Source organism: Pseudoalteromonas sp. 1_2015MBL_MicDiv (assembly GCF_002407505.1).
In the GTDB taxonomy this organism is placed as follows: domain Bacteria; phylum Pseudomonadota; class Gammaproteobacteria; order Enterobacterales; family Alteromonadaceae; genus Pseudoalteromonas; species Pseudoalteromonas fuliginea.
Genome location: NZ_CP012737.1, coordinates 2,247,203 through 2,272,330, shown reverse-complemented (window position 1 = coordinate 2,272,330; position 25,128 = coordinate 2,247,203). Strand labels below are relative to the sequence as shown.

Here is a 25,128-nt window from a genome sequence, read left to right as displayed (position 1 = left end):
ACACAGAGTAAATTGCACCTAGGCAGAACCCTTCGGGCTGACGAATCCCCAAAACGTGACAGGCACAGCAATTTATGATCTTATGTAAATCACCACAACCCACATAAGTCACAACTGCTATGCCTGACACATCAGTTTGCCATAAGTACTTTAAACATGCATTAGCGCCATTCAATAATGCCAGAGTAAAAACATTACTAAGCTGCAGTAATGCATTAATTTCGGGCAATAAACTTACCTTAACTGAAATCGGCAGAAATTTGTCTGGCGCTGTGGATGTAAAACATAAAATAAAACGCGTTGATCGCTTCTTAAAAAATACTCACCTCTACAATGAAAGGGTCGCTATCTATAAAGCATTAGCTCATCCTATTATCGACTCTTTACCAATGCTTGCAATTGCCGTTGACTGGAGCGGTGCCTGTGGTCACGACTATCACTTACTGCGAGCAAGCTTACTTGTGGATGGGCGCTCTATCGTGATTTATAACATGATTGTTGAGCAGAAGAATTTTGATAGCCCAGCAACCAACAGCCTGTTTTTAGATGAACTTTATGAAGTGCTTGGACGACATCCTAGTGTCTATATTGTAACAGACGGCGGCTTTCTTACGCCTTGGTATAGTAAAGTACGCGAACTTGGTTGGCATATGATAGGTCGATTAAGAGGCTCAATGAAGTGTAAACTAGCCATGCAATCACAATGGCATACATTAAAACAACTTAGGGCTGGTGCCAGCGATATACCAAAGGCGTTAGGTCAAGCACGACTAACTCAGTCCAGCCCGACAGCATGCGATGCATTTTTACACGTATATCATGGAAAAAATAAAGGAAGAAAAGGAAAAAGCAGATTTACGAAAGATACAAAAATGTATCAAAACTTAGCGAAAGAGCCATGGTTACTCGCGACATCAGACAATACAATGACGAGTAAGCGAGTAGTTGGTTTATATAGTAAAAGAATGCAAATAGAGCAAAATTTCCGCGATGACAAAAGTTTGAGATATGGTTTTTCGTGGCGTTTTAGTAAAAGCACCGGCATAAATAGAATAGGAATATTATGCTTGATAGCCACAATAGCGAGCACTGCGTTATGGTTTATAGGGTGTGAAGCAGAAAAAAGAAAGTGGCATATAAAATTTCAAGCAAATAGTGTTAAGAATCGCCGAGTTCTTTCATTTTTAACCTTAGCCAAGCAAGTCATAAAGCTATGTAAGAGACGTATTACACAAAGCTATATAGAAAAAAGTTTAAAAAACTTTATTTCTAATTATCAAAAAGAGGCCGCTGGATAAAGTGGGGAGCCCTCAGCCCGAAGGGCAGCGCATGTTTGGTATTTATGCTACGTTATCGCCTATTTATGGGGAATAACCGTACTTCATAGGCTCTGCCTTGCCTAAAGATTCAACATGTTGCTGCAAATATCAATAAGTGACGTATATTGTTAAATGATAACAATTTTTAAAAGCTTGTTAATATATAACAAGCTCAACGGGAGGTTTATATGTGGTAAGCTCTTTTGGGCTTCACACTAATTGGATGATTTTGTTGTTTCATTAAATAACGGCATGACTAAAGTTATCTTGAAGCTTCTAAAAAATTAAACTTATTATATAATTGACCAAATAAAAGTTACTAAGTATTAATAAATATACGCACATCTTTATTTTTAAGAACGGTATCCTGACTGTAAATTAATGGAATGAAATAATTGAAAACGCAGCGGCTAAAAAAATAGTGGGTTTACCCTTACTGAATTAATGATAGTAATTGTAATAATTGGGATTTTATACGCAGTTGCACTTCCAAGTTATACGAGCTATATACAACAAAGTCGCAGAGCCGATGTTCAACAGGTTTTATTACAGCAAACGGCTGTTTTAGAAAGGCAGTACACTCGTGTTGGTGGCTATCCTGCTACCTTTACTTTTTCGGCTTCAGATTATTACTCATTTAAATATACAAGTGATGCAAGTAAAGGCGCTTCAAATGGTTCTGAATTTATAATAGAAGTTACACCTAAAGGCGCGCAAAGTGGTGATGAGTGTGGCAAGTTATCAGTAAACCAAAGCGGCACTAAATCAGCGAGTAAATCCCAATGTTGGTAAAAAAAAACATTGGTTTTACTTTACTCGAAATTTTAATAACTATAATCGGCATTTTAGCAGCAGTTGCGACTCCTTCGTTTATTACATTTATAAAGCGAGATAGACTAGTTACAAACTCGAATCAACTGCACAGTGTTTTTAAATTTGCACGCAGTGAGGCAATCAAGAGAGACCAAACTACTTTCCTTAAAGTTGAGAATAATCAATGGCTGGCAAAAACGGCAATTAATTCGACGCAAACTACTTTAAATGTTTTTGAAATTACACACAGTAGTATTTCTGTAGATTTAAAAGATATTGAGGTTACAAGCTCAGGTGAATTAGATAAAACGTATCAAATTTTAGTGAGCGATAGCGATAGTACAACTGCCGATTTTGTTCTATGTATTTTACAAAGTGGACAAAGTTGGTTAGCTGAGGACCCTGAAATATGCTAACAAACTACAGCAAAGGATTTTCTCTTTTAGAGGTTATGATTGCATTAATTGTTGCGACCATTGCTTTATTAGGATTAGCATCAGGGCAATTAAAATCATTGCAATATATTACAAATAGTTTTAATTATACGGTGTCCATCATTGAAGCTAATAATGTTTTAGAGCGCATTTGGCCTCACTTATGTGAGTTGCAACAAACCAATCCAGATTTATACAATGACGCTGGTTTTAGAAGCTATTTATCTCCGCAAATTGATGCATATACACTCACTTTACCTGCTAATTTTTCAAATGAGCTGTCGGTTGAAGTAACATGGCAAGATAAGCGCTTGACTGATAATTTAGAAAATCGCGTTGTAATTACGGGCAGTTTCCCAACATTACCCGCCGGATGTACTCCATGAAACAGTTAATTAATAAGCACAGGGGTTTTACTTTAATCGAACTTATGGTCGCGCTTGCTGCTGGTATGTTTTTATTAGGCGGTGTGAGTTTGGCTTATTCTTCAATTAACAATAGTACCACGACGGTGAAAGACTTAGAAAATTCGCTAGATGTGATCCGATTTAGCAGCAAGATATTTACACGAAGTTTAAAGCAAACCAACTCAATTCCTACTTATAGCAATAAAATTTTAAAAGTTACTCAAGAAGCGGGTGTACTTGCTTGCACAGGCTCTATAATTAATGCTGCATTTACCGAAGAATATAGCCACGAAAATGACTCATTATTTTGCGATATTGGCAACGGCAAGGTCAAAATATTAAAAGGCGTTAATACAATTAGCTATGCAATTGATAATAATATGGTGAGCATTTTTGTTGAGCTTATAAATCTACCAAGCCAATTTAATAAGCGTTTAGTTATTGATATATCTCTTTCACAGATAGTAATGAATAAGGCGTTTCAATAAATGAAAAACACATCCGGCTTTACGCTTGTTACTGTACTTATTTTAACATCAATGGCTTCAATTGTTGTACTGAGCACGATTAGGGACAGTGTTATTCAAGAGCGTTTGAGTGGTAACTTTCAAAAAAAACTAAACGCAAGATTAATGTCTGAAAAGGGGTATTTTCAAGCATAGAGAAACTTGAAGCAGAAATGCTTGCAGACCCTACTATAACTATTAATGATTTAATTGCTAACAATACCCAAGTTTCAGGCACTGGTTCACTTGAGTCTAGTACTTATAACGCAACTATCAAAATTGATAGCAACGGTGATGTACTAATTTCAAGTGAAGGTACTCGCTTTGAAGGCGAGGATCAAATGCAAGCCATATTCGAATTTGTTGCAGGTCGAGGCGGAACCACCAGTGATTCTGTTTTCTCCCAAGGGGTTACAGGGTGCTCTGGTGTTGCAATTACTGGTAGTGGCTTAATTGATAGTTATGATTCGTCTTTAGGGGATTATAACGACACTCTAGATGATGGCAGTAAAAATATTTCAGAAGAGTCTTTCGTTAATACAGTTAACGATACTGGTGATATTACTCTAAATGGTAGCGGTACAATTGAAGGTGATGTTTTATCCTCTAGTAACTTATCAATTAGGCAAGGCGCAGATGTCACAGGCAATATTCATAGTAATGGAAATTTAATACTCTCTGGTGGCGTGGTCATTGGGGGGGATGCATCAGCATATTTAAGCTTCACACAAAGTAGTGGTACTGTCTCGGGTAGTATTTCAGCAAACCAATCTATATCAGTAAAGCAAACTCAGGTTGGTGGTGATATTAGTTCATCAGGTCCAATTTCTATTACAGGTAATACCATTCAGGGAACTGTTCGCTCATATGATTTAGTCGCTCTTAATCAAACAACAATACGTAACGGCGTTTATACATCAGGTAATTATGAGCAAACAGGTGGCAGTGTCTACGGTGGAGTGCGTGTTCAAGGCAATGTGACGCTTAAACAGTGGGGCAGCACTATTGCAGGTAAAGATTTAAGGTATGCAGGTCGTGGCTCTTTTAAAGGTGATACTCCTGAATATGCTTTTTCACCTTACAGGGTATCAAGTACAGAAATATCAATGCCAACTATTGAGCCGGTTGAAAAAATAACACCAGAGAGTGAAAATAATAGAGGGTTAACTGCGTGTGATCCACTTGGTATTGCAACAGCAATTGATGGCGTGTCAGTTAATACAACAAGCCCTGACCTTTTTATAAATAACAATAGCAGAGCTGGTGACTTACTCGAGTTAGAAACTAACACGGCTAACTTTTTAGTAGATTTTGGTAGCACTCCAAATGGTACCATCAATGCTAAAACTGCTACTTTTCTTGATTCAGCAACTCAAATATTTTATTTTGATGATGTGACAATTAAAGGGCGAATGCAGGTAAAAAGTAATCATAATGCAGTTATGTTTGTTGCTGGCGATTTTACAATGAGTGGCGCAAGTTCGCTAACGATCCCTGATAACAGTAGCTTAACTATCATAATTAAAGGAAAGCTTAAGATAGGAAATGGGGCACAAGTGTACACCCCCGACAATGGAGTTACGGATCAAGGTAAGCCTGTTTTTAGCATTTATAGTTCATACAATGGAAATGACACTGGGATAGAGTTTTCAGGCGGTACACGAGAGCTTTACGCTGTTATATACGCACCACTTACAAAAGTAAAAGTTACTTCGGCTGTCGGTTTTAAAGGGTCTATTTTAGGAGACACCGTTATTGTAAGCGGCGCCGGTGGTATTCACTTTGACACGGCATTAAATGAAGCAAGCTTTGGTGGTTCTTCATCTGGTGGTAATGGATCTGCAAGTAAGTTAGTTTTCAAAGGGTGGCGCTTTACCCCTGTTGAACAAAGCAATGAATAACAAAGCTATTAGGTCGTTATTCAAAGCTCATTTCCCTAAGAGAATTTATCAAGATTGTTTAATTAATTGCTTTGACTAATATTTGCATACTTAAAACTCAAACGTAAAACCAAACTCTCTTAATTTTTCATACACGTTTATGTCAAAACGATACAAAGTCGCGGCTCTGTGAGCTACATTTGTTTGTTTTTCTTTGCAGTTTATTAGTAAGTTCATTTTTTGAAACTTACGTCTAAAGTTAGGTTTATCGAGTGATTTATTTAAAATCGACTCGTAAATTCCTTGTAGCTCAAGCAGGGTAAATTTTTCTGGGAGTAAGCTAAAACCAATAGGCTCGTGTCTTACTTTGTAGCGTAAGTAGTCTAAGCCACTTTTTAAAATATCGGCATGGTCAAACATTAAAGCGGGTACACTATTTACATCAAACCATTCACACTCTAAAGCATTGTCGCCACTCACAAGGTTGGTTTCTTCAAAGCGAACGAGTGAATAATAAACAATAGTAATAATACGTCTAGCAGGGTAGCGGTCTACGTTACCAAATGCACCTAGCTGATCTAAATACAGGTTTTCAACACCGGTTGTACTTTTAACGACACGAAGTGCGGCTGAATCTAGGTTTTCATTCTTTCGAACCCAATGACCAATTAAACCCCACTGGCTTGTTGCAAGGCCGCGGTTATATTTAACCAGCAACACCTTTAACTTACCTTCATGAATAGCAAATACAATATTATCTACGGTTAGATTACTAATGCAGTCATCAGGAATCGATTCTTCGTCGATGTTGTTAGAAATGTTTGATGTTTTATAGTGCATAAATTACTCAGCCAAAGCTATACGTAGATATTGTTATAAAGACTATTAAGGGTATATAAAAGGTGGGTAAAGCGCAAATAAAAAGCTTTTATAATTCCTATTTAAAACAATCACATCTATTTAATTACTCACTTTATAAACTGTACCTGTTTTTACGCGTTCACGCCGATATTCGACTTTGATTTGGTATTGGTTTTTTATTGAACGGATAATACCTTTGTATGTTAGTAAATTTAACGGCTAATTAGCGTCGTGTATTAAATACATTACTAGCAAATTAAAAATGTAACATAAATGTTTACATGCGCTAAAAATGCATATAGTATTTTTGACTATATCGATTTGCATTGAAAATTGAGCACACATGAACAACACAAAACACACACTCACAATTAAAGAAAAAATAGGGTACGGCCTTGGTGATACAGCCAGTAATATTGTATTTCAAATGGTCGCTAACTTTATGTTGATATTTTATACCGATGTTTACGGTTTATCTGCAGCCGCTGCGGGTACCTTATTATTAGCGGTTCGTTTATTTGATGGTTTTACCGACCCAATAATGGGCAGTATTGCCGATAGAACGCGCAGCCGTTGGGGCTCTTACCGCCCATATATATTATTTTTAGCCGTGCCTTACGGTGTGTTTGCTTGCTTAGCATTCATAACTCCAGATTTTGATTCTACGGGCAAGCTTATATATGCCTACTTTACTTACGGGCTATTAATGACGTGTTATACCGCCATTAATATACCGTACGGCGCACTTGGCGCAGTAATGACAAACGACCCTAAAGAACGTGCATCGCTTCAGTCATACCGATTTGCAATGGCAATGGCTGCACTGCTTGTAATTGTATGGGCACTGCCTAAGCTAGTTGCTTTTTTTGGCGACGGTGACGATGTAGTAGGTTACCCGCTAGCAATGGTGTTTTTAGGCGGACTTGCAGCGGCTTGTTTTTTACTGTGTTTTAAAATGACCAAAGAAACCAAACAAGTTAAACCCGCGCAAAGTAAAAAGAATGCCTTCCTTGAATTTTTAAGCTTATTTAAAAACGATCAATGGGTTGTTATAGCCGTTATAAGCCTAGCAACATTAATATTAATTGGCGTTAGAGCCTCAGTAGCACCGCATTATATTAAGTACTACGTAGGAGAAGCCTCACTTACTTCTAACTTTTTAACACTCTCAGCAATTGGCTCAGTACTCGGCGCTGTGTCTACCAACTTTTTAACCAAATTTATTGAAAAGAAAACGCTATTTATAGTCGCTTTAGTTGTCGTAATTATTTCTCACAGCATGTTTTACGTACTTGAGAGCGACGCCATAGTCACCATTTTTATTGTCTACTTTATTGCTAACTTTGCTCACATGATAATTACCCCAATCATGTTCTCAATGGTGGCAGATACGGTTGATTACGGCGCATTAAAAATTGGCCGTAGATTAACCGCTGTTACGTTTTCGGGCCATTTATTAGCAATAAAATTAGGCTTTGCAATCGGCGGTGCGATTGCTGGGTGGATATTATCTGGCTATGCATACGTGCCTAATCAAGAGCAATCAGAACACACGTTATCAGGCATTTTACTCGCCTTTGCTGGCATTCCAGTAATTTGTACCGTGGCATGTTTAATTTTTATAACACGTTACAAACTTACCGAGCCTGAAGTAAAGCGCATTCAAACGCAGCTGGCTGATAACAAAACCATAAACTAATTTAGCAGCCCACTTTGCACCTTTTACAAGTGCAAAGTGGGCAGGCAATACTAGGAGTAAAAATGCAAAATACAGCGCAAGCAGCACCCCCATCTAATGGATTAAGTGACGCTGAACTTAAACAGTTAAAAGACCTACAACGAGCCAACTCGTTAATACAAAATCATAATGTGTTAGTTGATCACATGTATACAGCCGATCCGTCTGCGCATGTGTTTAACGGCAAAGTGTATATTTATCCATCGCACGACATTGAATCAAAAAATGAAATTAATGATAACGGCGACCACTTTGCAATGCGCGACTACCATGTGTTTTCCCTTGACGAAAGCTCAGGCAAAGCCATAGACCATGGCGTAGCACTTTGTGTAGATGACGTAAAATGGGCAAGCAAGCAAATGTGGGCACCCGATGCAGCGCATAAACTTGGTCAGTATTACCTTTATTTTCCGGCGCGCGATCAGCAAGGTATTTTCAGAATTGGCGTTGCAAAAAGTGACAGCCCAACAGGTCCATTCAAAGCCGAAGATGATTACATTCAAGGCACGTTTAGTATCGACCCAGCTGTATTTGAAGATGACGACTCAAGCCATTATTTGTATTTTGGTGGCTTGTGGGGCGGGCAATTACAAAATTGGCAAACGAGCGAATTTAACAAAGAAGACGCGTATCCCAAAAATGGTGAACCTGCAATCCCTGCGCGTGTAGCAAAATTATCTGAAGATATGATCAGCCTAAGCGAAGACGTAAAAGAGGTTGTTGTATTAGATGAGAGCGGCTCGCCAATTACAGTGTGCGATAATAACCGCCGCTTTTTTGAAGGCCCTTGGGTACACAAACACAATGGTGTTTATTATTTTTCGTATTCAACGGGTGATACGCACAAAATTGTATACGCAACAGGCGATAACCCATACGGACCATTTACCTATCAGGGCGTTATTTTAAACCCAGTACTAGGTTGGACCACGCATCACTCAATTGTTAAACACAATGGTGATTGGTTTTTATTTTATCACGACAGCACGTTGTCGGGCGGGCAAACCCATTTACGCAGTATGAAAATGGCTAAGCTCGAACACGACTCAAACGGAAAAATTCAAACAATAAGCCCATATGAACACGCTTAGTAAAAATAGTTACAAACAATGCAAATTATCTGCGTAAGCAAAGCTTAAGCTTTTATTTGCATAAAAACGATATAGTCAATATGACCATTAATTTTTTATTGTTAATGGTCAAAATAAGAAGAAGCTGAGGACATATGACAAAATGAAAATATTTTAAAGCAAAAAATTAGCACAAAGAATTAGCATAAACATTCTGTTATTTAACGGTTTTTAGTTAAGTAGCACATGTTTAAAACTGGTTGTGGTCTTTGTAAAACGTTTAAAACATACACACACAATAATTATTTATTGACCGTAAAATGAAACAAATAGTTTACAATTATGTTTCGAGTAATTCTTAAAGTCTTGCAGTACGTCAATAATAATTAAATAAGAAAAAGGCATCATGATGTTTAAGAAAAAGATAATTTCAACAGCCATACTCGCTGCAATGGGTACCGTTACGCTTCCTCACCAAAGCTACGCTGCCGAAACTGTTGCCGATGAAGATGTAGAAATAATACAAGTAACCGGCATTAGAGGTTCATTGCAACGCTCTATGGATGTTAAACGCGACTCTTCTGGTATTGTCGATGCAATTTCGGCTGAGGATATGGGGAAATTTCCTGATACCAATCTTGCTGAATCGCTACAACGTATTACCGGCGTATCAATTGATAGAGCGGGCGGTGAAGGTAGCCGCGTAACAGTACGTGGATTTGGACCTGCTAATAACTTAATTACTATTAATGGCCGCCAACTTCCAAATACAACAGGTGACCGCACATTTGATTTTGCAAATGTCGCATCTGAAAGCGTATCGGGCGTGCAAGTTTATAAAACATCAGACGCAAGTGTTACCTCAGGTGGCATTGGCGCAACTATAAACTTAACAACCAACAGACCCTTAAATAGCCCCGGTATAAAAGCATCGTTTGGCGTAAAAGCTGTAGACGATCAATCAACCGACGAGGGCAGCATTACACCAGAGGTAAGCGGTTTATATTCGCAAACATTTGGGGATGACAAGTTTGGTATTTCAATTTCAGGTAGCTACCAAGACCGTGAAAGCGGTATGCAACAGTTTATTCAAGATCAAGGCTACAGAGCATCTGATTACACAAATACAGGATGGGGCGGTGTGCCTGCAGGCGCAGAAGGCGGAGCAAACAGACCTACATCAGGCATTTACTCAAACCCGCAACAACCACGTTATGTGTTTGAAGAACGTCAACGTGAACGTGTAAATGGTCAGTTGGTATTTCAATATCAACCTGTTGAAAACATTACAGCAACCCTTGATTACACGGGCTTTAAAACAACCGTTGAAGAGCAGCACACTGATGCCTCAGTTTGGTTTAACTATGCTGGCGACAGAAGTGAATCTGTTTGGGCGGGCGAGTCTAACGCGTACCCACTTATTTACTCAGAAATTTATGACATTCAAAGTGATGCCGATTTCCGCGATACGTCGCTTACGGTAGGTTCTTGGGGTCGCGAAGAAAAAACAGATTCATTAGGCTTTAATTTAGAGTGGACAGTGTCTGATCAGCTTAACCTAGAGTTTGATCACCACAGTTCAAAAGCATCAATGAAAGCAACTGATCCACGCCACGGTACACGTAACAATATTCAGTTACCATCGTACACACGTTCACGTACCGGGCTTGATTTAACCGGCGACTTACCCGGTATTGCTATTGGTAACATTGAAAATTTTACCCCAGAAACCATGCGTTTATCGGGTAGCTGGTTTGCAAACGACAAATACGATTCAGAAATCGATCAAACACAAATCTCAGGTAAGTACTTCTTAGACGACAGTTTAAGTATTGATTTTGGTGTTGCAGTTAATAAAGTAAATAACCATTACCGTCATACACAAGTGCAGCGCCCAGATTGGGGTGGGGTTGGTGTTGAGGGCGACTTTGCTGATATCGATTGGCGCCAAGATACTATTTTAGATAAGTTTCAAGCTAAAGCGGGTAACTTTGAAGGCACTGCAACACAAGGCGAATACGATTTATTTAATACAATCTTTTTTGCCGACTTTGATGCGATTGTAAATGCAGCAGAGTACGCAGACCCTATTGCCAACGTAGATAACCTTTATGGTGATTGTAAAGCAGCCGACGGCGCAGCGGCAGGACCAAACGGCGAAGGACAATTTTGTGCTTCAACCGACTGGGATGCAGCAACAAACCGCTTTACTGAAGAAAAAACGCAGTCTGCTTTTGCACAAGTAAACTACAAAGGCGAATTGAGCGGCATGTTCTTCGACCTGCAAATTGGCTTACGCTACGAAAAAACAGACGTATTTTCTAAAGCAACCGCACCAGGTTACAGCCGCGTAGAGTGGAACGAAGATACAGCCACATCAGTAACCGGTGTTACCGGTATTGAAACGCTAAGCCAATCGGCAGATTACAGCCAGTTCCTGCCAAATATTAACTTTAATATTGAAGTTGTTGAAGATGTAATGATCCGTGCAGCAGCGAGTAAAACTATTTCAAGAGCGGGCTACGGTCAGCTGCAAGGCGGTACAACTATTAATACCGGTGGTAGTTTAAGTGGTTATTCGGGTGGCTCTGGTAATCCAGGTCTTAAACCGCTTGAATCAATTAACTACGATTTATCAAGTGAATGGTATTACGACGAAGGAAGCTATATTTCGTTTGGTTACTTTAAAAAAGACGTAACAAATTGGATCACTACAGGCACTATCGACTCAAATATATTTAACTTATATGACCCATTAAATGGTGAAAAATTTAGAGCTGCATCAAGTGCACTAGGTGGTAATGCATCTAACGAAGACATCAGAAATTACATTTTTGAAAACTTTGCTGATGATCCAAATGTGCAGCCTAATTTTGATGAAGATGGTGAATTAGACGGTGGCACAATTGTTGCTGACCCAGACTCAGATGATCCAATTAACTTTAGAATAAACGTGCCTGTAAATGGCGACCAAGAATACACTATTGATGGCTTTGAATTTAATATTCAGCATTTATTTGGTGAGTCAGGTTTTGGCGGTATTTTTAACTACACTATGGTTGACTCAGGCCTTGAATACGACAACGACTCACTAGAGGATACAGAAGCACTAGTAGGGTTAAGTGACACGGCAAACGTGGTGTTCTTTTACGATAAAGAAGGCTTACAAGCGCGTATTGCGTATAACTGGCGCGACTCGTTTTTAAATGAGCGTCGTGTAAATGGCGATTTAACCGCACCAATTTACACTGATGAGTATTACCAAATAGACTTTAACGTAAGTTACGAAGTACCGGCAGTAGAGGGACTTACCGTATTTATTGAAGGTATAAACATTACTGACGAGTACGTAACATCGTACGGGCGTAAGCAAGAGCTGATTTATAACATCACTCAAACTGGCTCTCGTTACGGTTTAGGTGTTCGTTATAATTTTTAATAAATTACCCTTGTAGCAACCTTATAAAAGCCGCATTTTGCGGCTTTTTATTTGCCTAAATTAACCTAGTAATAATAATACCCAGCTGTTATAGTCAATGTGAATTTAACCTATTTGTTACATTTAACTCGTAGCAGTAGGTAAAGGCACACAACAACAATTGGAGCACACAATCCATGGCCAATCATGCATTATTAAATAATGTTGAGCATCAGCATTTAAAAATAAACCCTGCACGCAGCACACACTTAGGTGACGGGGTTTGGTACAGCGATACATTTGTGAGCGAATTTAGAGTCGCTCAAGCACATTATCCAATATTTTTTACCAAGGACGATACAACAAATACATTTTCGCCGGTGTGTTTGTACGGCATAAATAAAGACGAAAACTTATTTTTAGTAAACCAGCAATGGCAAGCACACTACATTCCGTTAAGTATGCAGCGACTGCCTTTTGCTATTGCTACTCAAAATACAATGCAAAACGGTGTAGCAACGCAAGAGCGCATGCTTAGCATTGATTTAGACTCGCCAAAAGTGACAACAAAGCAGGGTATTAACTTATTTTTAGAACACGGCGGGAATAGCGATTACCTCGAAAACGTAATAAATGTGCTCGACAACCTGCATCATGGTTTACAACAAAACCAGCCCTTTATTAAAACCTTAATTAAACATGGTTTACTTGAATCAGTATCACTAGAGCTTGATTTAGTAAACGGGCTTAAACATAACTTACTTGGTTTTTATACCATAAACGAAGACACGCTTAACCAACTAAGTAGCGATGCAATTGCAGAGCTGCACTCACAAGGGTATTTAGCGTGTATATACATGATCATTGCATCGCAAGTACATGTGCGTGATTTAGTGGCGCTTAAAAACGAGCAACTTATGCTACAAAAGCACGCTGTGTAAGTATTTCGCTATGGAAAATTTAGCAAATAAAATTCAAACGCTTAATGGCTTAACTCCCAGCACGTTGCCCAAGGAGCTTTTAAACTCGTCTGTGCCTATTGTACTAAAAGGGTTTGTAAGCGATTGGCCCGTCGTTATTGCCGCTAAAAAATCTGATGCAGCTGCGATTGATTATTTAACACCGTTTTACGAAGGTTTTTTAGTTAACACTTGCACAATACCTGCCAGTCAAAGCGGGGTTGTAGGGTATAACTCCGATATGAGCGGTTTTAACTTTACTAATCAACAAGCGGCATTTATTAATGCGCTTGAGCAAATAATGCAAAGTGCAAATAACCCACAAGCGGACACTTTATACATTGGCTCTACTAGCATTGCACAGTGCTTACCTGGTTTGGTTAATCACTGCCAAGTTAACGCATTAAACGAAGGCTGTTTATTTAATGTATGGGCAGGCGGAAAAGTTACCGTGCCAGCACATTACGACGTAGCGCAAAATTTAGCATGTTGCGTTGCAGGTAAAAGGCGTTTTACTTTATTTGCCCCCGATCAAATAGATAATTTATATATAGGCCCGCTTGATAAAGCACCCGGTGGTCAGCCAATAAGCTTAACTACCACAACTGCGCCCAACTTCACGCAATACCCTAAGTTTGAGCAGGCAATAAAAGCGGCAATTACCGTTGATCTTGAAGCCGGCGATGCCCTTATATTACCCAGCATGTGGTGGCACCAAGTAGAGGGGCTTGGCAGTTTAAATATACTGTTTAATTATTGGTTTAAAAATACGCCTGCGGTGTATGGGCAGCCTACTAATGCGTTGCACCTTGCTATTTTAAACATACGTAATTTACCAAAGCATGAGCGCGCAGCATGGCAACGTTTGTTTAATTACTACGTATTTGCTGATAACGAATTTACCCACATACCAACGCCTGCACAGTCTATTTTAGCAAAGCCAATGGATGAGCTTACAGCGCGTAAATTAAGAGCCGAATTACAAAATAAATTAAGACGCTAAGCGTACTTGTAAGGTTTGAAATATGAATCAAAATGCAATTAAAAAAATCGTAATAGCAGGTGGCGGTACCGCCGGTTGGATGTGTAGCGCTGCAATGGCAAAGCTACTAGGTAAAAATATTGAAGTGTGCTTAGTTGAATCCGATTTAATTCCTACCGTGGGGGTCGGGGAGTCAACTATTCCTACGCTGCATATATTTCATGATTTACTAAAAATCAGCGAATCAGAATTTATGGCAGCCACTAGCGCCACGTTCAAATTAGGCATATCGTTTGAGGGCTGGAAACAAAACCAGCAAAGCTACTTTCACTCATTTGGTTATGTTGGGCAAGGCTGTTGGGCTGCAGGTTTTCAGCACTTTTGGCTAAAAGGTATGCAACAAGGTGTTGCAGCCGATATTGGCGACTATTGCACAGAGCACGTAGCAAGTCGCTTGGGTAAATTTGCCGTAGTACCGAATCAAGACCGTAACCATGCTTATCAGTTAGATGCCGGTTTGTACGCTAAATTTTTACGAAATTTTGCAGAGCAAAACGGCGCTAAACGTATAGAAGGCATGATAAGCAAAGTTAATTTAGAGCCCACCAATGGCTTTATAAAATCGCTTACTTTAGGTGACGGGCAAATTATTGAGGGCGATTTATTTATAGATTGCACCGGCTTTAAAGGTTTATTAATAGAGCAAGCGCTACACACCGGATACGAAGATTGGAGCCATTGGCTCCCGTGCGACAGCGCAGTAGCAGTACAAACAGAATTAGTAAGCCCAATAGTGCCATACACACGTGCAATGGCGCATAAATGTGGTTGGCAGTGGCAAATACCGCTGCAAAGCCGCCGTGGTAATGGCTTAGTGTTTTGTAGTAAATACATGAGCGATGATGAGGCCAAAACAGCGCTCCTCAATAACGTAGAAGGCAGACCTATTAATGAGCCGCGCGTTATTAAATACCGCACCGGTACACGGCGTAAACATTGGAACAAAAACTGTGTGGCTATTGGCTTAGCAAGCGGTTTTATTGAGCCGCTTGAATCAACCAGTATTCATTTAATTCAGCAAAGCATTATTAGATTAATGCAAAACATGCCAACCAAAGCAATCGAGTCGTGCTATCAAGATGACTTTAATAACAAAATGCGCTTTGAAGCCGAAAACATTCGCGACTTTATTGTGCTTCATTACCATGTGACGCAGCGCACCGACAGCGACTTTTGGCGTTACTGTAAAAACATGCCAATTCCAGAGTCGCTTGCCAAACGCATTGAGCTATTTAAGCAAAGCGGGCATGTATATAAAGCAGAGCAAGAGCTATTTGGCGAAGCATCGTGGTTACAAGTGATGTTAGGGCAAGGGCTACTGCCGCAAAATTATCACCCAATTGTAGATAGCATGAGCGATGATGAGTTAAAACGCTTTTTAGAATCAATAAAAAATCATGTGGCTAAAAAAGCAAATAGCTTACCGAGTCACATTGATTTTATTAATCATTATTGCAAGGCTAAGTAAGTATTATGCTAACACTTGGCAATAACTTACAGCCGCAATATGAGTTTATAGGGCAAGAGCAAACGCCAATTATTATAATTGACGACTACCTAAGTGTGCCGCAAAAACTTATAAACCTAGCGCAAAGTGCTGCTAAAAGTAATGGGGAGTTTAAACCCGACGAACTCACTCAATACCCAGGTTTACGCATGCCGCTTCCAAAGCAATGTGTGGTTGATTACTTAAAGCCTCTTATACAGGGGCTTTATAACGTATTTAATATTGGGAAAACACTTACCCCATACCCAAAAGATAATACCTTATCGTTAATTACTAAAACGGAGCGGCAGCTATCACCAATACAAACCTTGCCACACTTTGATACAAACGATCCAAACTTAATTGCCATTATTCATTACCTTGGCGAAGGCGAGCACGGCGGCACTGGATTTTTTAGACATAAAAAAACAGGGTTTGAATCAATAAGCTCAAAGCGCAAAAACACGTATTTAACATATGCTCAGAAATACCTTGAACTAGATAATGCAAAGCCTAGTTATTGCACCACGCAGCACAGTGAATTTGAGTGCTACAAGCACATAGAATATAAGCCAAATAGGCTTATTGTGTTTCCTGGATATTTGCTGCACACCAGTTTACTTAATACATCTACCGATATTTCGTCGTGTCCACAAACAGGGCGGCTAACGGCCAATATGTTTGTTCATTTTAAATAGGATTACTATGTCTTTTTCTTTACCTCGATTCGCATATAAAGGTTGGCTATTAAGCTTTGTTGTATTGGCGCTGAGTATGGCAACAGTGCAAAAAAGTCATGCTACAGGGTTTGATACCCTCCCTAAAAAGCAATTTAATGTGCTGCTATTTACAAAAACTGCAGGGTGGCACCATAAGTCGCAAACCGAAGGCGTTAAAGCGCTAGAAGGCTTAGCCGATAAGCACTTTTTTAACTTAATTTGGCACGAAGAAAGCCATTATTTTAACGACGATTACTTAAAAAATGTTGATGTAGTGGTATTTTTATCAACCACGGGCGATATTTTAAACCCAAAAGAGCAAGCCGCGCTTGAGCGATTTGTAAAAGCAGGCAAAGGCTTTGTTGGCATTCATAGCGCATCAGATACCGAATACGATTGGTCTTGGTACCAAAAGCTGGTGGGGCGCACCTTTAATATTCATCCTGTTATTCAAACTGGTGTATTAAGTAAAGTGCCTAATACTAACTTTATTGGCTTAAATCACATGCCGCAGCAGATGCTTTGGACAGACGAGTGGTACGAGTTTGGGCCAGAGCTGACTAAGTTAAACTACTTACTCACCGTTGATGAGCAAAGTTACAACCCAACTGCCGATTGGGGTAATAACAAAACAGGCTCAGGTATGGGGGCGTTTCATCCTATTTCGTGGTATCACAATTACGATGGCGGACGCTCGTTTTATACAGCCCTTGGGCATACTAATGCGGTGTATCAAAGTGAGTTTTTAACCGAGCATATTTATGGCGGAATTTATTGGGCTGCAACAGGTAAAGGGTTAAAAAGCAGTAATTAATGAATAACTCATAAATGTACTTTTTAGTATTATTTACATCGACTAAGGCCGCTTTTTTAAGGGGCCTTTTGCATTTTAGGCACTGTTTAAACACCTTACTCATTTCATGTAGTTTATAAAACAAACAAATAGTTTTGAGAACCCCTTGATCAAATGGTCAAAAAGACTATATTAAATTTGCACGCTAATATAATTCAAATAAAGAGGATAAACATGAAAGTATTTTTTAAAATAACAACTTTATTGTTAACACTAATAAGCTATCAATCACTTGCTGCATTTAATAGTAACCCATCGAGTGTAGGCGCTGACAGTTCAGGGGCATACCGTAACCTCGCACAAGAAATGGGTAAAACAAACATACAACAAAAGGTGAATAGTACTTTTGACAATATGTTTGGCTATAACAACACACAACAACTTTACTACCCGTACACCGAAAACGGTGTTTATAAAGCACACTACATAAAAGCAATTAACCCAGACGAAGGCGACGATATAAGAACAGAAGGGCAATCGTGGGGAATGACCGCCGCTGTCATGCTTAATAAACAAGAAGAATTTGATAACCTATGGCGCTTTGCAAAAGCGTATCAAAAAAATCCAGACAACCACCCTGATGCTAAAAAACAAGGCGTTTACGCGTGGAAACTAAAGCTTAATCAAAACGGCTTTGTTTATAAAGTAGATGAAGGCCCCGCTCCTGATGGCGAAGAGTACTTTGCGTTTGCACTACTTAATGCGTCAGCTCGTTGGGGTAATTCGGGGGAGTTTAACTACTACAACGATGCTATTATCATGTTAAATACAATTAAAAATAAGCTGATGGAAAACCAAATAATCCGCTTTTCGCCTTACATTGATAACTTAACAGACCCTTCTTACCATATACCTGCGTTTTACGACTACTTTGCTAATAACGTAACTAACCAAGCAGACAAAAATTACTGGCGACAAGTAGCCACAAAAAGTAGAACCTTACTTAAAAACCATTTTACAAAAGTAAGTGATAATCCGCATTGGAATTTACCTACATTTTTATCGCGCTTAGATGGCAGCCCTGTTATTGGCTACATTTTTAACGGCCAAGCAAACCCTGGTCAATGGTATGAATTTGATGCATGGCGCGTAATTATGAATGTGGGTTTAGATGCGCATTTAATGGGTGCTCAAGCGTGGCATAAAAATGCAGTAAATAAAGCATTAGGCTTTTTAAGTTATGCAAAAACAAACAACAGTAAAAACTGTTACGAGCAAGTGTATTCGTACGGTGGTGCGCAAAACAAAGGCTGTGCAGGCGAAGGTCAAAAGGCCGCGAATGCAGTAGCGTTACTTGCTTCAACAAACGCTGGGCAAGCAAATGAATTTTTTAACGAGTTTTGGTCTTTATCGCAACCAACCGGTAGCTACCGTTACTACAATGGTTCGCTGTATATGTTAGCTATGCTGCATGTATCGGGCAATTTTAAGTTTTATAACAACACGTTTAATTAAAATAACACTACCTAAGCGGCAAAAGCTTAGGTAGCAATAACTTAAATAATAAAAAACCGGTATAACCAAGTTACACCGGTTTTTACGCTTAACTAATAAACTTAACTTTCTCTTTAATACGTTGCTTAACTAATTTAATTAATTAGCCAAACCAGCTATTTTTACATCAAGTGTAAATAACCCCTTAGCGGTAGTTATTAATAACGTTTTTCGGTTTTTACCACCAAACGCAAGGTTAGTTACATTAGGGCCCAGTTCAATTTTATCGATAAATGCACCTTCTGGCGTATAAATATTAATAATGCCTTTTTTGTGGCTGCTAACGTAAATATTGCCAGCAGAATCTACTTTTATACCATCGGGCGAGGTTACTTTAATAAAGTCTTCGCGTGGTGAAATATCACCGTTTTCATCAATAGTGTATTTGCTTACGCGATTGCTAAAGTCGCCAATATAAAGGGTATGCTGATCTGGGGATAGTGCAACACCGTTGGGCTTTTCAAGCGTAGCGTCAATTAAACTAAGTGTGCCCGTATTGCTTAACTTATACACACCGGTATAAGACATTTGCTGAGTGCGTTCGCCTAGTTGCCAATTAGGATCGGTAAAAAATATATCGCCATTTTTATGCATAGTCATATCGTTTGGCGAGCTAAAGCTTAGCCCATCAAATTTATTGACTATTACGGTATTGGTCTTACTTTTTATATTAATTTTAGAAAGCGATTGCGTACTATGGTTAAGCGTATAGAGGCTCTCTCCTTTGGCATACAAGCCGTTTGTACCACTGTGTTTTAAATAAGTGGTGAGGGTATTGGGCAGCACTAATTTATAAATGGTCGAATCAGGGCCAAGTGCTTGCGAGCTAGCAAAGTTCATTTCTGAAAAATAAAACGCATTGTCTTGGCTTGACCACGTTGGGCCTTCTAAAAATAATAAATTGTCACTAACAAGTGTGGGTGTTACGCCCTTTATTAATGGCGACTGCTCATTGCTTTGGCTGTTTACAGTGTTTAACAAAGGTGTATTTTCAGGTTGTTGTGCCAGCGCTGCTTTATTAAAACAGAGCATTAATACAACTAAGCTTAGCATTTTTTTGTGTGTTTTTAGCATGGACGTTTACTCAGGTTTGTTTAATTTATAATTAATGGTCATTTTGACTATATCATTTATTTTTTTCGTTGTATGATATTTATCGAAAATAATAACGATTCAACGGAGCACACACATGCATAAAACACACACACTCAGCCTGCTTTTACTTGCAGGATCATTAAGCGTAAACGCTGCACAAGACCAAGCTCTTAAAAACACCTTTGCAGACTCATTCAAAATGGGGGTTGCTGTAAATCAAGATATAGTGACAGGCAAAAACGCCGCCGCGCAGTCAATTATTGCTAAGCAATTTAATACAGTCACCCTAGAAAACGCCATGAAAGCAGAAGTAATTTACCCACAGCAAGGTAAGGTCGATTTTAGTGGTGCAGATGCGTTTATAGATTTTGCCAAGCAAAATAATATGTTTACCGTAGCCCACACCTTAGTGTGGCATAACCAAACGCCCGACTGGTTTTTTACAAATAGCAAAAATGAGCCAAATACCCCAGCACAGCAGCTTGAGCAAATGCGCAAACACATAGAGCTTGTAGCAGGGCGCTATAAAAACAAAGTAGATGCGTGGGATGTAGTTAACGAAGTGATTGCTGATGACGGCTCTTATCGCCCAACTGTGTGGGTTAACCGCGTAGGTGATGGCGATACCATGGTAAAAGCCGCATTTAAATACGCCCAGCAGTATTCACCTAATACCGAGCTTTACTACAATGACTTTAATGCATGGCGACCAGAAAAAAGAGACGGCATTATACGTATGATCAAAATGCTGCAAAAAGAAGGTATCCGCATTGATGGCATTGGCATACAAGCGCACTGGGGGCTTAACTTTCCTGAAATGCAATATATTGAACAAGCCATTGACGCCTACGCCGCGCTGGGTATAAAAGTGATGATCACTGAGCTTGATATAGACGTGCTGCCTTTAACAAAAGAAGGGCAGATTACCGGCACCGATATGATGAAACCGCAGTTTCAGCTAGAAGAGTTTGAAACCTACCTCGACCCATACAAAAATGGCTTGCCAAGCGACGTAGAGGCGCAACTAAACGCCCGTTATAAAGCCTTGTTTGAACTGTTTTACGCAAAGCGCGACAAGATAGACCGCGTAACCTTTTGGGGATTACACGATGGTATGTCGTGGAAAAACGACTACCCAATCCCAAACAGAACAAACTACCCATTACTATGGGATCGTAATTTAAACCCTAAGCCAGTTATTAAAACAATTGCTGATGTAGTTAAGTAAATCGCATTGTGTAGTCAAAGCCGAGTATTTTTAAATACTCGGCTTTTTTTGTTTGCAAATTTTTATATGGAGGCAAATAAAAGTCATTTTACTAAGCGATGAGCTGGTAAACCTTGATCTTACCTAAGTAATACAAGCACAAGTATCACTTACACCTTCTCTTTAATTATTTTTATCAAACTCAAAGCATACTCAATATTAAACGGGTCAAATTTTAGCCTTGATCCTTATTGTTAAATGGACTATAACAATGTTGGTTTTAGGTTGATTTTATGATTGCATATTCACACACACGATATAAAACAATAAATTTTAATTTAAACCTTAACTATAACTTTATGATTTTAAATTTATATTTGTACCTTTGTACAAAGTAAATATTAACGTTTGAAGAGATATTAAAATAATAAATATAAATGACTGTTTGTTTTTCTAATTAGTTGTAGTCATATTGAATAATAGATTTTGATAATGCAGTAGAAATACTCTTATCATATTTTATTCACTCAAATGGCTTTACTGCACCTAGTTTAAAAACGACTCATTTATTGCTTTAGTCTAAGGAATAAAAAATGAATAAATCGATTTTTCGTAACACCGGATTAGTGACCTTAGTATCACTATTAATGGCGTGCGGGGGGAATAGTAAAGATACACCGGTGCCTGAACCTATACCGGAAGTAGTAGCCCCTGATACTCCAGCGCCTGAAGCGCCAATAGCAGCTGAAATAACAAATGGTGGGTTTGAAGAAGACACTACAGGGCAAACAACGCCTGTCGGAAATTGGGTATTTAGACCAGATCAAGAATCAAGCGCTACTTCTACTATAGAGATAATTGAATCGCAAGAAGGCGTTAATACTTACAAAGGCACCAAAGCAGCTGAGGTTATTGTTAATACATTGGGTGACAACCCTTGGGGAATTGAAATAGCTTATGAAGACCTTCCTATCACTGGAGGTAAAAATTACGAGTTTAGTGTTTGGGCCAAAGGTGAAGAGGGAACCAGTGCCGATTTTTGGATTCAAACACCTGCGCCAGATTATGGCCAACTTAGCCTAGTAAAAGAAACACTCACAGGCGAGTGGCAAAAAATAACATTAACAGCCGCAACAGCCGAAGCTGACTCTTTAGTTAGGCTGGCAATTCACTTTTCAAAAGAAGAGAACATTAACAAGTCTATATACTTAGACGAATTTTCAGGCTTTATTTTAGACGATGTACCAGCAGAAGAAATACCTGATGTTCAATACAGCGAAGTGACAGCACAAAGTTTAAAAGCATTAGCACCTAATTTTAATATTGGTGTAGCTGTTCCTGCGGGTGGATTTGGTAACAGCATAATAAACAGACCAGAGATTAAAACGATTATTGAACAACATTTTAATCAACTCTCTGCTGAAAACATTATGAAGCCTACCTATTTACAACCAACCCAAGGTGAATTCTTTTACGATGATTCTGATGAGCTAGTTAACTACGCCAAAGACAACTCACTCACGGTACATGGTCATGTTTTTGTGTGGCACTCGCAAATTGCGCCTTGGATGCAAAGTTTTCAAGGTGATAAAGCCGCGTGGATAACCATGATGGAAAATCATATCACTCAAGTTGCCACTCATTTTGAAGAAGAAGGTGATAACGATACGGTAGTTAGCTGGGATGTAGTTAACGAAGCGTTTATGGAAAACGGTAAATACCGTGGTGAAAAAACCACAAACGACAGCGCCGACGAATCTGTGTGGTTTGAAAATATAGGTGCTGAATTTTTACCGTTATCATATAAAGCGGCAAGAGCGGCCGATCCTGATGCCGACTTATACTACAACGATTACAACCTGATTTGGAATGCAGATAAATTAGATGCTGTTATCAATATGGTTAACGATTTTCACAACAATGGCGTGCCTATTGATGGTATAGGGTTTCAATCTCATATTTCACTTAACAGCCCTGATATTTCAACCATTCAGGCACACCTTCAAAAAGTGGTCGATATTCGGCCTAAAATAAAAGTGAAAATTACCGAGCTAGATGTTCGTATGAACAACGAAGGCGGCATTCCTCTAACTTACTTAACAAGTGAAAGAGCGGATGAACAAAAGCAGTACTACTACGATATTGTTAAAACATACTTAGAAACGGTACCTGAAGATCAACGCGGTGGCATTACTATTTGGGGCGTAATTGACGAGGATAGCTGGTTACAAAACTGGCCAGAGCCAACAACAGAATGGCCACTGTTATTTTTTAATGACTTTACTGCAAAGCCTGCCTTACAGGGATTTGCTAATGCATTAAAAGAGCTAATTGAAGTAGCTGAACCAGCACCTTCATCAGAGCTGCTAACTAATGGCGACTTTGAAGCCGGACTAGATTCATGGCAAGCCCGTGGCAGTGCAAGCATAACTCTTGAAACAACCCAAGCTCACAGTGGCAATAATAGCGCTTTAGTACAAGGGCGAACTGAAACGTGGAATGGCATACAAAAGGATGTAAAAGGTTTATTTACAGCAGATAAAACCTATAACGTATCTGCATGGGTTAAGTTATCTGACGACAGCACTACAGTGTCGCCAGATATAAAACTAACGCTACAAATAGAGCACACTAGCACTGAATACCTTGAGTTGACGCCTGTTACAACCGTTGCAGCAGGCGACTGGGTACAGTTATCAGGTACTTACACACATTCAATTACAACGCAGGAAAGCGCCGCTTTACTTTATGTTGAGTCAAGTGAACTCACCGCTGACTTTTATGTAGATGATGTATCGGTGACTTTGGTCGAATAATAAATCTAACTAAAAGTAATTAACCCCAAATTAAATAGTCTGTATTTTTATACAGATTATTTTTTATACAAAGCGAAGCAAGGTAGCCGACGTTACTTTTCGGGGTTGTTTGATAGCATGCCTTAGTATAACGATTACCCAATCCCAAATAGAACAAGCTACCCATTATTATGGGATCGTAATTTAAACCCTAAACCGATTATTAAAACAATTGCTGATGTAGTTCAGTAAACCGCATTGTGTAGTCAAAGCCGAGGATTTTTAAATACTCGGCTTTTTTGTTTAGAATACAATTTATATTTATAGTCAGGGTATTAATACTGACCTAAAAGAAGAAGAAGGCGCTAAAAGCGCCTTCTTGAAAGGTTGGTCTCAAGACTTTCCGGGAACTACCCACAGTCAAAAGCGGAGACCGTTTTTTTCTGAATCAACAGTTATAGATGAACTATTGATATAAATTTGATAGATTAATTATAACGAACTTTAAATGGCTGCGCAATAATTGAGAATACAAAATAACATTAGCCGAAACTTAGAAAAACAACAATTGTTTTTTTTAGAATGTTGGGCAAGTATGAGTAATGTACGAAGCCTTGATAGTGATCGAGTTTCTTATAATAACATTTTAAATTCCGTTCTAGAACTTTTAGACCTTTACGCGTTAGGCAATAAATATAGAGCGTCAGAGAAAAGGTTACATGTAGCTGAGGAATTTAATCAATTAATTGAAAGCAATGATTTATTGAATAAAGCCGAGTTTAAAGACATACCTAAACAATTAAAGGCTATCTTTAGCGAGTATGATAACCCTTTAGAAAACAAAAAAGAGCTCATAATTAGCTTTTTAGTAGAGCTAAAGGGGTTACTTGAAAAACATTACCGAAGAGTTTCTGTTGAAGAATTAACTAGGCTTTTGAAAGATGGTGCAGATTCTTCTGATGGATCATTGACCAAAATATACAACCAAACAAATGCACTAATGCAGGGCGCGAGCATACTTTGTTAAAAATG

General features: G+C 38.9%; 21 protein-coding genes. 19 read left to right on the top strand and 2 right to left on the bottom strand.

Going from position 1 to position 25,128, the window contains the following annotated elements:
* The first annotated feature begins 119 nt into the window (after nucleotides 1-119).
* The 7 genes from AOR04_RS10260 (at nucleotide 120) to AOR04_RS10235 (ending at nucleotide 5,380) form a co-directional block, all read left to right on the top strand.
* Complete coding sequence (locus AOR04_RS10260; RefSeq protein ID WP_050484169.1) at nucleotides 120-1,298, top strand: IS4 family transposase; 1,179 nt, start codon at nucleotides 120-122, stop codon at nucleotides 1,296-1,298.
* Nucleotides 1,299-1,766: 468 nt separating this feature from the next.
* Entirely contained in the window at nucleotides 1,767-2,111 is a 345-nt protein-coding gene (locus tag AOR04_RS10255) for a type IV pilin protein (protein WP_442960155.1), read from the top strand.
* Nucleotides 2,102-2,548, top strand: a complete 447-nt coding sequence (locus AOR04_RS10250) for a GspH/FimT family pseudopilin (RefSeq protein WP_096793276.1) — start codon at nucleotides 2,102-2,104, stop codon at nucleotides 2,546-2,548. The genes AOR04_RS10255 and AOR04_RS10250 overlap by 10 nt, the downstream gene beginning before the upstream one ends.
* Nucleotides 2,542-2,952: a type IV pilus modification PilV family protein gene (locus AOR04_RS10245; RefSeq protein WP_007375193.1), complete on the top strand. Its 411-nt coding sequence runs from the start codon at nucleotides 2,542-2,544 to the stop codon at nucleotides 2,950-2,952. Before AOR04_RS10250 ends, AOR04_RS10245 begins: the two co-directional genes overlap by 7 nt.
* On the top strand, nucleotides 2,949-3,461 hold the full coding sequence (locus AOR04_RS10240; protein ID WP_096793275.1) for a PilW family protein: 513 nt from the start codon (nucleotides 2,949-2,951) through the stop codon (nucleotides 3,459-3,461). Before AOR04_RS10245 ends, AOR04_RS10240 begins: the two co-directional genes overlap by 4 nt.
* Nucleotides 3,462-3,635 (top strand): pilus assembly PilX N-terminal domain-containing protein, encoded by a 174-nt coding sequence (locus AOR04_RS21865; protein WP_232525466.1) that lies wholly within the window; start codon nucleotides 3,462-3,464, stop codon nucleotides 3,633-3,635.
* A 17-nt stretch (nucleotides 3,636-3,652) separates the two neighbouring features.
* Nucleotides 3,653-5,380 (top strand): polymer-forming cytoskeletal protein, encoded by a 1,728-nt coding sequence (locus tag AOR04_RS10235; protein WP_232525465.1) that lies wholly within the window; start codon nucleotides 3,653-3,655, stop codon nucleotides 5,378-5,380.
* A gap of 90 nt (nucleotides 5,381-5,470) precedes the next feature.
* Here the strand turns inward: AOR04_RS10235 and AOR04_RS10230 are convergent, their stop codons facing one another.
* Nucleotides 5,471-6,199: an NUDIX hydrolase gene (locus tag AOR04_RS10230; protein WP_096793274.1), complete on the bottom strand. Its 729-nt coding sequence runs from the start codon at nucleotides 6,197-6,199 to the stop codon at nucleotides 5,471-5,473.
* Between the two features lie 364 nt (nucleotides 6,200-6,563).
* Here AOR04_RS10230 and AOR04_RS10225 point away from each other — a divergent pair, with 364 nt between their 5' ends.
* The 9 genes from AOR04_RS10225 to AOR04_RS10185 all read left to right on the top strand — a co-directional run bounded on the left by AOR04_RS10225 (nucleotide 6,564) and on the right by AOR04_RS10185 (nucleotide 18,960).
* Nucleotides 6,564-7,919 carry an MFS transporter gene (locus AOR04_RS10225; protein ID WP_096793273.1) on the top strand — a complete coding sequence of 452 codons (1,356 nt, stop codon included), beginning with the start codon at nucleotides 6,564-6,566 and terminating at the stop codon, nucleotides 7,917-7,919.
* A 62-nt stretch (nucleotides 7,920-7,981) separates the two neighbouring features.
* Nucleotides 7,982-9,049: a glycoside hydrolase family 43 protein gene (locus AOR04_RS10220; protein ID WP_096793272.1), complete on the top strand. Its 1,068-nt coding sequence runs from the start codon at nucleotides 7,982-7,984 to the stop codon at nucleotides 9,047-9,049.
* A gap of 388 nt (nucleotides 9,050-9,437) precedes the next feature.
* On the top strand, nucleotides 9,438-12,467 hold the full coding sequence (locus tag AOR04_RS10215) for a TonB-dependent receptor (protein ID WP_096793271.1): 3,030 nt from the start codon (nucleotides 9,438-9,440) through the stop codon (nucleotides 12,465-12,467).
* Between the two features lie 176 nt (nucleotides 12,468-12,643).
* On the top strand, nucleotides 12,644-13,387 hold the full coding sequence (locus AOR04_RS10210) for a SapC family protein (RefSeq protein WP_096793270.1): 744 nt from the start codon (nucleotides 12,644-12,646) through the stop codon (nucleotides 13,385-13,387).
* 10 nt (nucleotides 13,388-13,397) lie between these two features.
* Nucleotides 13,398-14,408 (top strand): cupin-like domain-containing protein, encoded by a 1,011-nt coding sequence (locus AOR04_RS10205; protein WP_096793269.1) that lies wholly within the window; start codon nucleotides 13,398-13,400, stop codon nucleotides 14,406-14,408.
* Between the two features lie 22 nt (nucleotides 14,409-14,430).
* Entirely contained in the window at nucleotides 14,431-15,915 is a 1,485-nt protein-coding gene (locus AOR04_RS10200) for a tryptophan halogenase family protein (RefSeq protein ID WP_096793268.1), read from the top strand.
* Nucleotides 15,916-15,920: 5 nt separating this feature from the next.
* Nucleotides 15,921-16,631 (top strand): DUF6445 family protein, encoded by a 711-nt coding sequence (locus tag AOR04_RS10195; RefSeq protein WP_096793267.1) that lies wholly within the window; start codon nucleotides 15,921-15,923, stop codon nucleotides 16,629-16,631.
* 7 nt (nucleotides 16,632-16,638) lie between these two features.
* Nucleotides 16,639-17,466: a ThuA domain-containing protein gene (locus tag AOR04_RS10190; protein ID WP_096793266.1), complete on the top strand. Its 828-nt coding sequence runs from the start codon at nucleotides 16,639-16,641 to the stop codon at nucleotides 17,464-17,466.
* A 213-nt stretch (nucleotides 17,467-17,679) separates the two neighbouring features.
* Nucleotides 17,680-18,960, top strand: coding sequence for a glycosyl hydrolase family 8 (locus AOR04_RS10185; RefSeq protein ID WP_096793265.1), 1,281 nt, complete (start codon nucleotides 17,680-17,682; stop codon nucleotides 18,958-18,960).
* Between the two features lie 138 nt (nucleotides 18,961-19,098).
* Here the strand turns inward: AOR04_RS10185 and AOR04_RS10180 are convergent, their stop codons facing one another.
* Nucleotides 19,099-20,073, bottom strand: a complete 975-nt coding sequence (locus AOR04_RS10180) for an SMP-30/gluconolactonase/LRE family protein (protein ID WP_096793264.1) — start codon at nucleotides 20,071-20,073, stop codon at nucleotides 19,099-19,101.
* Nucleotides 20,074-20,188: 115 nt separating this feature from the next.
* On the opposite strand from AOR04_RS10180, the gene AOR04_RS10175 reads away from it, so the two are divergent.
* The 3 genes from AOR04_RS10175 (at nucleotide 20,189) to AOR04_RS10165 (ending at nucleotide 25,123) form a co-directional block, all read left to right on the top strand.
* Nucleotides 20,189-21,322 carry an endo-1,4-beta-xylanase gene (locus AOR04_RS10175; RefSeq protein WP_096793263.1) on the top strand — a complete coding sequence of 378 codons (1,134 nt, stop codon included), beginning with the start codon at nucleotides 20,189-20,191 and terminating at the stop codon, nucleotides 21,320-21,322.
* A gap of 572 nt (nucleotides 21,323-21,894) precedes the next feature.
* Nucleotides 21,895-24,117, top strand: a complete 2,223-nt coding sequence (locus AOR04_RS10170; RefSeq protein ID WP_096793262.1) for an endo-1,4-beta-xylanase — start codon at nucleotides 21,895-21,897, stop codon at nucleotides 24,115-24,117.
* 502 nt (nucleotides 24,118-24,619) lie between these two features.
* Nucleotides 24,620-25,123 (top strand): hypothetical protein, encoded by a 504-nt coding sequence (locus tag AOR04_RS10165; protein ID WP_096793261.1) that lies wholly within the window; start codon nucleotides 24,620-24,622, stop codon nucleotides 25,121-25,123.
* Nucleotides 25,124-25,128: the final 5 nt, after the last annotated feature.